This is a genomic window from Paractinoplanes deccanensis (assembly GCF_016862115.1).
Taxonomy (GTDB): Bacteria; Actinomycetota; Actinomycetes; order Mycobacteriales; family Micromonosporaceae; genus Actinoplanes; species Actinoplanes deccanensis.
On the sequence record NZ_BOMI01000188.1, the window covers coordinates 83,470 to 94,541 of the forward strand.

Genomic DNA, 11,072 nt, shown 5'->3' on the forward strand with positions numbered 1-11,072 from the left:
CCGGCGCAGGCCCGCGGCGATCACGAGGCGCCGGCTGTGAAGTCGGTGGAACGGCTGACGTCCGCCCACTTCTCGGCCTCGGCGTTGCGGGCAGCGCCGGCCTCCAGCGCCAAGGCCAGCGCGTCGGAGCCGAGCAGGAGCCGGCGGGGCGCGTCCTCGCGGGCGACGGTGGCGACGATGGCCTGAGCCGCCCGCCGGGGATCGCCGCGTTGTTCGCCGTGCGAGGCCGCACGCGCCTGGTTGAGCCGGCCCACCGTCGCCTCGTAGTCCGGCCCGACCGGATGCCGCAGCATCGAGGAGCCCTGCCAGTCGGTGCGGAACGCGCCCGGTTCGACGATGAGAACCTTCACGCCGAACGGGCTCACCTCGTTGGCCAGCACCTCCGAGAAGCCCTCCACCGCGAACTTGGCGGTCTGGTAGGCGCCCAGTCCTGGCGTACCGCCGACCCGTCCGCCGATCGAGGAGATCTGCACGATGACACCGGAGCGCTGCCGGCGCAGAACCGGCAGAGCGGCCCGGACGACGTTCACCATCCCGAACAGGTTGGCGTCGATCTGGCCGCGGAAGTCGTCGTCGCTCATCTCCTCGATGGGTGCGCTGTTGGCGTATCCCGCGTTGTTCACCACGACGTCGATCCGGCCGAACGCCTCGACGGTGGCCGAGACGGCCCGTACCGCCGCCGCTGGGTCGGTCACGTCGAGCTTGGCGGTTCCGATCGAGCCCGGGTGTGCCTCGACCAGATCGGCCAGCTGCTCGGGCCGTCGGGCCGTCGCCATCACGAGATCGCCCGATTGCGCGACTGCCGCGACGATCGCCCGGCCCAGACCCCGCGAGCTGCCGGTCACCAGCCACACTTTGCTTCCTGCCATGGTTGTCCTCCCTTGGGATATGCGACCGGGAGCGTGCGATGCCCCCGTCGTCATCGGCGATGGAGATCCACTCGACGGACCAGCACGACTGCGATGATCACTGCCGCGGCGGAGATGAGCGGGGCCAGCGCCGGCAGCGCGGAGATGACCGCCGTGCCGGTCACGGCGCCCGCCACGAGGGTCAGGAGCGAGCCGAGGCGCATCCAGACGTGGCCGTCCCGGTGGTCGGCGAGGTCGTGCATGACGCTGGTCATCGTGCCGGTGACGTACGTCGTCGTCACACCGGCGAACTCGGTGATGCGGCGCGCCCCCGCGGTCTGAAGGGCCAGCGCACCAGCCGATAGCGCGATCACGAGCAGCCGGACGCTGACACCGTTGCCGGCGGCGGCGACACCGGCCGCCACCACCGCCGCTTGCAGGAGGACGGAGACCCAGAGCAGCGTAGGCACCCGGCAGTGGCGTTCCTCGTCGCGCGCGTCGGTGAGGCGGAACCCGGCGTACAGGGCGCCGGCAAAGGCGAGGACGGCCACGGTCGCGCCGGCCAGAGTGGCGAGATAGTCCGGTCGGGTGTACATGCCGGCCAGAATCAGATTTCCGGTCATGTTCGCCGTGAAGATCCCGCCGAGCTCGAGGAAAGCGAAGGCGTCGACGGCGCCGGTGGAAAAGGACAGGACGAACGCCGCAGCCGTCGCCAGGTGCGGAGCCGGTACCCCGGTCATGCCGCCGCCTCCTCGGGGGAGGTGCCCGCCGGTCGCCGGCGCGGCCGGGTGAGACGTCGCCCGGCGACGCCGTGTCGCGGACCGAGCAGGAAGACGAGCCCGAAGACGGCACCCTGCACGACGACGACCAAGCCGCCCGAGGAGGCGTCCAGCCAGTAGCTGAGATAGATGCCGACGACCGCGCAGAGCGCCGACATGGCCGGCGCGATCAGCAGCATGCGGCCGAAACGGTCGGTGAGCAGGTACGCGGTGGCGCCCGGCACGATGAGCATCGCGACGACGAGGATCACCCCGACCACCTGCGACGCCACCACCGACGTCAGCGCGAGCAACCCGAGCAGCAGCGCGCCGAGCCGCTTCGGATCGATCCCGATGGCATGGGCGTGCGTGGGGTCGAAGGCGTAGAGCGTCAGATCCCGGCGCTTCACCACGAGGGCGGCGAGAGCGACGGCGGCGAGCACCACGATCTGAACGACGTCGGCCGCCGACACGCCGAGCACATTGCCGAAGACAATGTGGTTGAGGTCGGTCTGGCTGGGCGTCACGGAGATGAGGACCAGCCCGAGCGCGAACAGCGTCGTGAAGACTATGCCGATCGCCGCGTCCTCCTTGACGCGGCTCGCGTCGCGGATCGCGCCGATCAGCGCGACGGCGAGCGCGCCCGAGACGAGCGCCCCGACGGCGAACGGCACGCCCACGATGTACGCGATGACCACACCCGGCAGCACCGCGTGCGAGACGGCGTCGCCCATCAGCGACCAGCCGATCAGCACCAGCCAGCACGACAGCAGAGCGCACACGACGGCGGCCGTGACGGTCGTCGCGAGCGCCCGCACCATGAAGCCGTAGCGCAGCGGCTCGAGGACGAGCTCGAGGATGCTCATGCGGCACGCTCCGGGGCGAGCACGTCGACCCCGAAGGCCGGCGCCAGCGTCTCAGGTCGCAGCGCCCCGGACACCGTCCCGTGGAACACGACCCGGCGCAGCAGCACCACCGCCTCGTCGGCGAGCCGCGGCAGCGCGTGCAGGTCGTGCGTCGAGACCAGAACCGTCCTGCCCTCCGCGGCGAGCTCCCGCAACAGCCGGACGATGGTCGCCTCGGAACGCTTGTCCACGCCGGCGAACGGCTCGTCCAGCAGGAGGATCCGGGCGTCCTGCGCGATCCCGCGCGCGAGGAACACCCGCTTCGCCTGACCGCCCGACAGCTGCCCGATCTGCCGATCCGCGTACTCGGCGAGCCCCACGCGGTCGAGCGCCCGCGCGACCGCCGCGCGGTCCTGCGGCCGAGCACGGCGAGTGAAGCCCAGCCGTCCGTAGCGGCCCATCATCGCCACGTCGCGCACCGAGACGGGGAAGGCGCGGTCGACGTCCTCGCTCTGCGGCACATACCCGACCAGCCCTCGCCGCCGGGCGGCGGCGGGCGTGGCACCGGCGACGAGAACCGACCCCCGGTCCGGGCGGATCACTCCCATGATCGACTTGAACAGCGTCGACTTGCCGGACCCGTTCATCCCGATCAGCCCGGTGACCCGGCCCGGCGAGACGCGCAGCGACACGTCGTCCAGCGCTCGCACCTCGCCGTAGTGGACACTCAGGCCCGCCACCTCGATGGCCGGCTTCACGACGCGCGCCCGGTGAGCGCACCGACGATCGTGTCCGTGTCGTAGCGGATCAGCCGCAGGTAGGTGGGCACCGGGCCGTCGGCGGCGGAGAGCGAGTCGACGTAGAGGGTGCCGCCGAACACGGCGCCACCGGCACCGGCCACCTGCCGCATCGGCCCGTCCCGCACCGTCGACTCGCAGAAGACAGCCGGCACGTCGTTCGCCCGCACGAACTCGATCGCCGAGGCGATCCGTTGCGGCGTGGCCTGCTGTTCGGCGTTGACCGGCCAGATGTACTTCTCCGTCAGCCCGGCGTCGCGGGCCAGGTAGGAGAACGCCCCCTCACAGGTGACCAGGGCCCGCTGGTGCCGAGGCAGCCGCGCCAGCCGGGCGGCCAGGTCGTTCTCGACCTCCCGTAGGTCGTTCTTGTACGCGGCGCCGTTCGCCTCGAAGCCGGCGGCATGCGCGGGATCCAGGGCCGTGAACGCTGCGACGATGTTGTCGACGTAGACGCGCACATTCGCCGGGCTCATCCACGCGTGCGGATTGGGCTTGCCCGCATAGGCGTCCCCGGCGATGTCGATCACCCGTACGCCATCCGACACCACGGTGTGCGGCACGTCGAGCCCCTCGACGAACTGCCCGAACCACGCCTCCAGGTGCAGGCCGTTGTCGAGGATCAGGTCGGCGCCGGCGGCCTTGCGGACATCTCCCGGAGTCGGCTCGTAGCCGTGGATCTCCGCGCCCGGTTTCGTGATCGACTCGACGGCCACGTGATCGCCGGCGACGTTACGCGCGATGTCCGCCAGCACCGTGAAGGTCGTCAGGACGAGCGGTTTGCCGGCGTCGCCGGTCCGGCCGGCCGGGGCACACCCCGCCGGCGCGCCGGCCAGGAGCGCCAGCGACAGGCTCGCGATACGGAACGCTCGGGTGCGATGGACGTGCACGGCGATCACCACCTTTCTCGGCGAGGATCGCCGGAATCTCAGCGTCCGCGAGCAACCCGCGCGCCAAGTAGCGTCAGATGACTCGGCCTTGCCGAACAGATCCCGGATCGCCGGCGCGGCCGGGCGTGCTCGTGCCGTGTGCGAACGGAGTCATCCGTCGCTAGCTGGGCCGTGCACCCGGTGGTGTGGTGGGGAGCAGCGACCACGACATCGAGGAGAGGGTTATGGACTCCACTGAGACCACGGCGCCGCATCACGAGGCGCCGGCGTTCGGAAACCCGGACCTGCCGCCGGAAGGCGTGCGTAACACCGTCGGCGACCCGGCGAGCACGCGGATGACGGGACCGCGCAACCCTGTGCTGGAAAGCCAGTTCCCGAGCGCGCTGACCGCACCGGCCACCGACGTGAGCACGCAGCCGTTCTTCTGGTCCTCGTTCACCATCTCGCCTCGCCGGCAGCAGCGGGGCGGTTGGGCGCGCGAGGTCACGCAGCGGGATTTCGCGATCTCCGACGAGATCGCCGGCGTGAACATGTACCTGGAACCGGGCGGCATTCGTGAGCTGCACTGGCACCAGACCGCCGAATGGGCGTACATGACGCGCGGGCGCTGCCGGATCACGACGCTCAGCCGCGAGGGCCTGCCGAGCGTGGAGGACGTCGAAAGCGGCGACCTGTGGTTCTTCCCCGCGGGACTCCCGCACTCGTTGCAGGGTCTCGGCCCGGACGGCGCCGAGTTCGTGCTCGCCTTCGACGACGGTGACCAGTCCGAGAGCAACACCCTGCTGCTCACCGACTGGTTCGCCCACACGCCGCCCGAGGTACTCGCCAAGAACTTCGGCGTCGCCCAGGAGGTGTTCAAGGACATCCCCCTGCACAACCTGTGGATCTTCCCCGGCGACGAGCCCGGCGATCTGGCTGACGATCAAGCGGCCGCGGGCGTCGAGTGGGGCGCGACCCAGCCGGTGATCTTCCGCCTCTCCCGCTCCGAGCCGCGGCACCAGAACAGCGGCGGCAGCATCCACATCGCCGACAGCAGCAACTACCTGGCGTCGACGACCGTGGCCGCCGCCCTCACGATCATCGAACCCGGATCGATGCGGGAGCTGCACTGGCACCCCAACGCCGACGAATGGCAGTACTACCTCCAGGGGTCGGCGCGCATGACCGTCTTCAACACCGGCCCGCACGCCAACACCACGGACTTCCGCGCCGGCGACGTCGGCCTCGTGCGCCGCAACCTCGGCCACTACGTCGAGAACACCGGCGACGACCAGCTGATCTTCATCGAGACGTTCCGTAGCGACCACTACGAGGAGGTCTCGCTCGCCAACTGGCTCAGCCACCTGCCCCCGGCCCTGGTGGCGCAGCACCTCAACATTCCCGAGGACGTCCTCGCCACCTTCCCCCGAGGCACGCAGGGAATCGTTCCCCTTCGGTAATGGCGGGCGGACGGCGGCTTCTCCCGGTGTCGACTCGCGTGCCAGCCCATCGCGGGTCGAGCGAGGACAACGAGGCGATTCCGTCGCCGACCGACCAATCGGCAGGAGTTTGCGACATGGGCAAGGTGCCGTTCTGGGTGCTTCCCGCCGCCATCATCCTCATCTTCGCGTCGTTCGAGCTCGTGGTCATGTTCCTGCAAGCACTACTCATCCTCCCGACGGGAACCGGCACACCGGGCTGGTAGCGGCGTCGTTGTCCGCAGCGCCATTGCTGATCGAGACTTGAGGTGGCGGCAGAGCCGGCTGCATCAATGCTGACAACGGCCGCCTCTGGGCTCAAAGGGCGTCTCGGGCTGTTACCGGCTCCAGGTCGCAACCGAAAGCTCGCAGCGCTTCGGGATATCCGGTGAGGGAGTGTGAGCGGCGCCAGGCCGCGTGCTGCCACGTGTCTGACCTGGACTGCTGGGCCAGCACCAGAACAGCATCGGCGGGAATGGGGAAGCCGTCGGGGAAAGCGGGTGGAAGACCGCGTTCGTCGAGCGATTCCAGGAATGTCACGTCGCCTGGTCGGCGTGGTCCTGTAGATCCAGGTGGAGGGTCGGGCCGTCCTCGCTGAGAAGGGCGTCTGCCCAGTTGGGTAAGGGTTCGGTGGGCTCGTCGGGGTGAGGGACGGTTCGGACGGCGTCGGCTGCGGCTCGTAGGGCGGCCATGGCGGTCTCGCCGTCGGGACTGTCTCGCACCGAGGTGAGCTCGAGTGACGGCCGCGAGTCGACCCTGGCGTACACGGTCGACCGCATCAGCACGGTGACCACCGAGGACTACGCCTGCGCCGGGGTCAAACGGTCGGCCAGGACGCTCAGGTGTGTCGTTCGGGCCTCGGCATGGCGAAGTCGGCCGGCCTCGGTCAGCTCCACGAAGATGCCCCGGCGGTCGTCGACGCAGTGGGAGCGGACTACCAAGCCCTGCTTCTCCAAGCGGGCCACGGTGCGGGACAGGGCGCTCTGGCTCAGGTACATGGCCGCGGCCAACTCCTGCATGCGTCGCTTCTCACAGTCTCGGGTGACGAGACGGTCGAGGGTCTCGAAGTCGCTCAACGTGAGGCCGTGGCCGTCCTGCAGGGCGCGCTCCAAGTGGGCAGCGACCGTGTTGTAGCTGGACAGCAACTCCTGCCAGCGGGTGATCAGAGCGGACTCGGCCTCCATGCCGCGCATCCTACCCTCGTTCGCCGGCATTATGCACCTGCATTAAATGCGTCTGCATCAGATGCGTGGACATTGGATGCGCGCGCATATAACTTCGCCTCCGTGACCATCACCGAAAACAAGGCCGCCGGACCCGTCACGCCGTCAAGGGCCGAGCTGCGCTGGAGCCCGCGGCTCTGGGGCGTGCTGGCGGTGCTGTGCACCGTCCTCTTCCTGGACGGCCTCGACGTCTCCATGGTCGGCGTGGCCCTGCCGTCCATCGGCACCGATCTGGGCCTTTCCACCACCGCACTGCAGTGGATCGTCAACGGCTACGTGCTGGGCTATGGTGGCCTGCTGCTGCTCGGCGGCCGCACCGCCGACCTGCTCGGCCGGCGCCGCGTCTTCCTCGTCGCGCTCGGCGTCTTCACGCTCGCGTCGCTGATCGGCGGCCTCGTCGACGACGGTGGCCTGCTCATCGCCAGCCGATTCGTCAAGGGGCTCGCGGCCGCCTTCACCGCACCCACCGCGATGTCGATCCTCACCACGACCTTCCCGGAGGGGCCGGCCCGCAACCGGGCACTGTCGATCTTCACGGTCTTCGGCGCGAGCGGGTACTCGTCCGGCCTCATCCTCGGCGGCGTGCTGACGAGCCTCGGCTGGCGGTGGAACTTCCTGGTCCCCGTGCCGTTGGCCGTGGCTGCCCTGATCGCCGGCTACCTGTTGATCAAGCGCGACCGCCCGGCATCCGGCGGCGGCCACGACCTGCTCGGCGCGGCGACCCTGATCGCGGGGATGCTCCTGGCCGTCTACACCGTCGTGTCGGCACCCGACCGCGGCTGGCTCGACCCGACCACCATCGGCTCGCTCCTGCTCGCGCTGGCCCTGCTCGCCGCCTTCGTGTTCATCGAGAACCGCGTGCGGCATCCGCTCGTCCGTCTCGGCATCCTGCGTATCGGCTCGATCATCCGGGCCAACGCCAGCATGGCCGCCCTGATGGGGTCGTACGTCAGCTTCCAGTTCATGATGACCCTCTACCTGCAGGACGTCCGGCACTGGTCACCGCTGCGCATGGCACTCGCGCTGCTCCCGGCCGGCCTGGTCGTGGCGTTCGGGTCGCCCTTCGTCGGCCGCCTCATCGACCGGTACGGCACCGGACCGCTCATCGTCGCCGCGATGGTGTCGCTGAGCCTCGGCTACGTCTGGTTCCTCGCCACCGCCGGCACGCAACCCCGTTACCTGGTCACCGTGCTGCCCGCGATGCTGCTGCTCGGCGGCGGTTTCGGTTTCGGCTTCAGCGCCATCATGGCCCAGGCGACCGACGGCATCGCCGACTCCGAACAGGGCCTGGCCTCCGGCCTCGTCCAATCCTCCGGTCAGGTCGGCACCGCCCTGATCCTGGCCGTGGTCACCGCCCTGGTGGCCGGCGGCGCGGGCGGCGACGACCTCACGGAGTTCCACCCCGGCATCAATCTCGTCACCGGCGTCGCCGTGGCCGGCCTGCTCCTCAACCTGGTACCGCTGCTGGCCAGGCGCCGACCGGCTCAGCGCGTCTGACCCCGAGGGTCCTTCACCCGCACGGGTGAAGGACCCTCCCTGTCCGGAGCCCCCGAGACGTCCGAATGGCAGAAGGTCGACGTCGATCAGGCCCTTGGGTAGTGATGGCTAGAACGTGAACTGCTGGTTGGGTCGCCCGTTGCAGTCGTAGATCTGGACCTGCTGCCCGTTGGCGGTGCCCCACACGTCCAGGCACCGTCCGGATTGGACGCCGGTGATGGTGCCGTTGGTGTTGACGTTCCACTGCTGGTTGCCCTGGCCGTTGCAGGCGTAGATCTGCACCGCCGATGCGTTGCCGGACCCGGCGGCGTCCAGGCACATGCTGCCGTACACCTGGAGCTGCTTGCTCGCCGTGTACGTCCACTGTTGGTTGGGCTGGCCGTTGCAGTCGTAGAGCTGCACCCGCGTCCCGTTGATGCGCGACGCGTTCGGCACGTCGATGCACCGGCCGGACTGGGTCCCCACGATCTCGTTCGTGCCCCCCGAAGGCGGGGGCGACGTCGGCGGGGTCGACGTCGGCGGGGTCGACGGCCGATCGAGCCCGAGGAAGGAGATGGCGTACGCGATCTGGCCGCTCATCGGAAGCTGGTGACCGACGCCGGAGATGCTGATCCCCTCGACGGTCGCCTGGGTGCCGATGTCACCGTAGCGGGTCCGGGTCCAGGTGGACTGCGGGTGGTCCGTGTACGCCGGCGTCTGCGACAGGCCGTGCAGGTTGGTCCACTGCTTGATCTCCTCACCGAAGTTGGGGTAGGAGAGCGTGGTGTCGGTGGTGCCGTGCCACAACTGCATGCGCGGGTAGGCGCCGGTGTGACCGGGGTACATGGCGCGGGCGGTGTCGCCCCACTGCTGGGCCGTTCGGATGACGGTGCCGCCGGAGCACTGGCTGTTCCACATCGACCCGTCGCTGGTGGCAAAACAGCCGGCCGGTACGCCGGAGAAGGCCGACCCGGCGCTGAACACGTCCGGGTACTGGGCGGCCAGGACGTTGGTCATCATGGCGCCGGAGGAGAACCCGGACACCACGATGCGGGCGGAGTCGATGGTCGGGTAGTGCGAGCGGGCGTAGTCGACCATCGATTTGATGCCGGTGGAGTCGCTGCCGCCGTTGCGCCGGAGCCCGGCGGCGGTCGACACGTCGAAGCAGCCGCCGCTGCGGGTGGCCTCGGGCAGCACCATGATGTAGCCGTAGCGGTCGGCGGCGGTGACGTAGTCGCGGCCGTTGCCGTTGAAAACGGCGCTCGCCGAACCGCTGCAGTAGTGCACCAGCACCAGCAGCGCCGGCCGGGGCGCGAGGTTCGCCGGCACGTAGATGTACATGTTGAGGTTGGTCGGGTTGGTGCCGAAGTTGGGCACCCGGGTCAGGCTCGCCGCCATCGCCGGGGAACCGGACACCAGGATCGCGGCCAGGCCGGCGATCAGCGCCGTGCCGGCCGCGAGCAGGATGGTCAAGAGGCGCTTCATCGAACCTTCTTCTGACGACGGGATGCCGGCGCGGTCAGCTCAGGCCGAACCTTTGGTTGGCCTGGCCGTTGCAGTCGTAGATCTGGACCTGCTGGCCGTTGCCGGTGCCCCACACGTCGAGGCAGCGGCCGGATTGGACGCCGGTGATGGTGCCGTTGGCGTTGACGTTCCACTGCTGGTTGGCCTGCCCGTTGCAGCTGTAGATCTGCACGGCCGAGCCGTTGCCGGAGCCGGCGGCGTCGAGGCACCGGGATCCGTACACGGTCAGCTGTTTGCTCGCCGTGAGGGTCCAGGCCTGGTTGGGCTGGCCGTTGCAGTCGTAGAGCTGCACGCGCGTGCCGTTGGTCTGTGAGGCGCCGGGTACGTCGACGCACCGGCCCGACTGCGCGCCGACGATCCGATTCGACCCGGCCGGCGGCGGCGTCGTGGTGGGCGGCGACGTCGAACCGCCGCCGGGGATGGTCGAACACTTGACATTCGACCGGACGATGCCGGTGGTGTCCTTGATGCTGGGACAGAGGAACGGGGTGTAGCGGGTGTCGTTGTCGACGAAGATCTTCAGCCACTCGATCTGGCTGCGCATCTCGATGTCGTTGGGCCGCGTGAAGTAGAGGTGGTCGGCGTTGGCGAGCTGGAGGTACGCGCCGGGCGTCGCCGCCGGAAGGGTCGGATAGAGGCCGTCGAGGTAGGACGGCGTGACCGTGGTGTCGTTGATCCCGCCGATGATCATCGTCGGCACGGTGTCCGAGGCAAGGTTGCCGGACGGCTTGAACGGCGCGAGGCCGATGGCGGCCTTCAGCGACGGGCGCTGGGTGGCCGCGTACAGGGCGCCGCCACCGCCCATCGAGTGGCCGATGACCGCCAGCCGGTTGCGGTCGACCCGGTCGCGTACCGCACTGGAGTTGGTCAGGTAGTCCAGGGCGGCGAGCAGCTGGGTGCCGCGGGCGGTGTCGTAGTCGGTGCGGCTGTTCGTCTCGACCCCGATGACGACGAACCCGAAGGACGCCAGCCGCGGACCCATCCAGGCTTCCTCGTCGGCGAACAGGGCGGTGTAGCCGGGCACGATGGCGACCGCGCCGTACGTGTGGCTGCTGTCGGTGGGGTAGTAGATGAAGCCGCCGTTGAAGCCGTTGCCGGGCGGCACCGTGATCTGGGCGGTGGCGAAGGGCCCGTACTGGGCGGCGACGCTGGCCACCGTGGGATCCGGTCCGCGCTGGTAGGGGTTGTCACCGGCGGGGGTGGTGGGGGGCGTCGTGGTGGGCGGGGTCGTCGGGCCGACGGCGTTCAGCGCGTTGA

Annotated in this window: 11 protein-coding genes; 3 read left to right on the top strand and 8 right to left on the bottom strand. The window is 69.7% G+C overall.

Annotated elements, in window-relative coordinates:
- Window positions 1-20: 20 nt before the first annotated feature.
- Genes Ade02nite_RS44530 through Ade02nite_RS44550 form a run of 5 tightly spaced genes read right to left on the bottom strand, consistent with a single transcriptional unit; the run spans window position 21 to window position 4,135 of the window.
- On the bottom strand, window positions 21-869 hold the full coding sequence (locus Ade02nite_RS44530) for an oxidoreductase (protein ID WP_203777364.1): 849 nt from the start codon (window positions 867-869) through the stop codon (window positions 21-23).
- 50 nt (window positions 870-919) lie between these two features.
- On the bottom strand, window positions 920-1,588 hold the full coding sequence (locus tag Ade02nite_RS44535) for a YoaK family protein (RefSeq protein WP_203777366.1): 669 nt from the start codon (window positions 1,586-1,588) through the stop codon (window positions 920-922).
- A complete protein-coding gene (locus Ade02nite_RS44540; RefSeq protein ID WP_203777368.1) occupies window positions 1,585-2,472 on the bottom strand; it encodes a metal ABC transporter permease in 888 nt (295 codons plus the stop codon). The genes Ade02nite_RS44535 and Ade02nite_RS44540 overlap by 4 nt, the downstream gene beginning before the upstream one ends.
- Entirely contained in the window at window positions 2,469-3,209 is a 741-nt protein-coding gene (locus tag Ade02nite_RS44545) for a metal ABC transporter ATP-binding protein (RefSeq protein ID WP_203777370.1), read from the bottom strand. The genes Ade02nite_RS44540 and Ade02nite_RS44545 overlap by 4 nt, the downstream gene beginning before the upstream one ends.
- Window positions 3,206-4,135, bottom strand: a complete 930-nt coding sequence (locus tag Ade02nite_RS44550; RefSeq protein ID WP_203777372.1) for a metal ABC transporter substrate-binding protein — start codon at window positions 4,133-4,135, stop codon at window positions 3,206-3,208. The genes Ade02nite_RS44545 and Ade02nite_RS44550 overlap by 4 nt, the downstream gene beginning before the upstream one ends.
- Before the next feature lie 224 nt (window positions 4,136-4,359).
- Here Ade02nite_RS44550 and Ade02nite_RS44555 point away from each other — a divergent pair, with 224 nt between their 5' ends.
- Complete coding sequence (locus Ade02nite_RS44555; RefSeq protein WP_203777374.1) at window positions 4,360-5,574, top strand: cupin domain-containing protein; 1,215 nt, start codon at window positions 4,360-4,362, stop codon at window positions 5,572-5,574.
- Window positions 5,575-5,690: 116 nt separating this feature from the next.
- Window positions 5,691-5,819, top strand: a complete 129-nt coding sequence (locus tag Ade02nite_RS50535; protein WP_275409997.1) for a hypothetical protein — start codon at window positions 5,691-5,693, stop codon at window positions 5,817-5,819.
- A gap of 573 nt (window positions 5,820-6,392) precedes the next feature.
- On the opposite strand, the gene Ade02nite_RS44560 is transcribed toward Ade02nite_RS50535, so the two are convergent.
- The gene (locus Ade02nite_RS44560; RefSeq protein ID WP_203777376.1) at window positions 6,393-6,776 is read right to left on the bottom strand and encodes a MarR family winged helix-turn-helix transcriptional regulator; all 384 of its coding nucleotides are present in this window, start codon (window positions 6,774-6,776) and stop codon (window positions 6,393-6,395) included.
- A gap of 102 nt (window positions 6,777-6,878) precedes the next feature.
- Here Ade02nite_RS44560 and Ade02nite_RS44565 point away from each other — a divergent pair, with 102 nt between their 5' ends.
- Complete coding sequence (locus Ade02nite_RS44565) at window positions 6,879-8,312, top strand: MFS transporter (protein ID WP_239169506.1); 1,434 nt, start codon at window positions 6,879-6,881, stop codon at window positions 8,310-8,312.
- A 108-nt stretch (window positions 8,313-8,420) separates the two neighbouring features.
- Here the strand turns inward: Ade02nite_RS44565 and Ade02nite_RS44570 are convergent, their stop codons facing one another.
- A complete protein-coding gene (locus tag Ade02nite_RS44570; RefSeq protein WP_239169507.1) occupies window positions 8,421-9,776 on the bottom strand; it encodes an extracellular catalytic domain type 1 short-chain-length polyhydroxyalkanoate depolymerase in 1,356 nt (451 codons plus the stop codon).
- Between the two features lie 34 nt (window positions 9,777-9,810).
- Complete coding sequence (locus Ade02nite_RS44575) at window positions 9,811-11,064, bottom strand: poly(ethylene terephthalate) hydrolase family protein (RefSeq protein WP_203777396.1); 1,254 nt, start codon at window positions 11,062-11,064, stop codon at window positions 9,811-9,813.
- Window positions 11,065-11,072 lie beyond the last annotated feature (8 nt).

Excerpts from the sequence above, each read along its gene's own strand:
- Ade02nite_RS44530 (WP_203777364.1), bottom strand. The coding sequence starts at position 869 with ATGGCAGGAAGCAAAGTGTGGCTGGTGACCGGCAGCTCGCGGGGTCTG.
- Ade02nite_RS44535 (WP_203777366.1), bottom strand. The coding sequence starts at position 1,588 with ATGACCGGGGTACCGGCTCCGCACCTGGCGACGGCTGCGGCGTTCGTC.
- Ade02nite_RS44540 (WP_203777368.1), bottom strand. The coding sequence starts at position 2,472 with ATGAGCATCCTCGAGCTCGTCCTCGAGCCGCTGCGCTACGGCTTCATG.
- Ade02nite_RS44555 (WP_203777374.1), top strand. The coding sequence starts at position 4,360 with ATGGACTCCACTGAGACCACGGCGCCGCATCACGAGGCGCCGGCGTTC.
- Ade02nite_RS50535 (WP_275409997.1), top strand. The coding sequence starts at position 5,691 with ATGGGCAAGGTGCCGTTCTGGGTGCTTCCCGCCGCCATCATCCTCATC.
- Ade02nite_RS44560 (WP_203777376.1), bottom strand. The coding sequence starts at position 6,776 with ATGGAGGCCGAGTCCGCTCTGATCACCCGCTGGCAGGAGTTGCTGTCC.
- Ade02nite_RS44570 (WP_239169507.1), bottom strand. The coding sequence starts at position 9,776 with ATGAAGCGCCTCTTGACCATCCTGCTCGCGGCCGGCACGGCGCTGATC.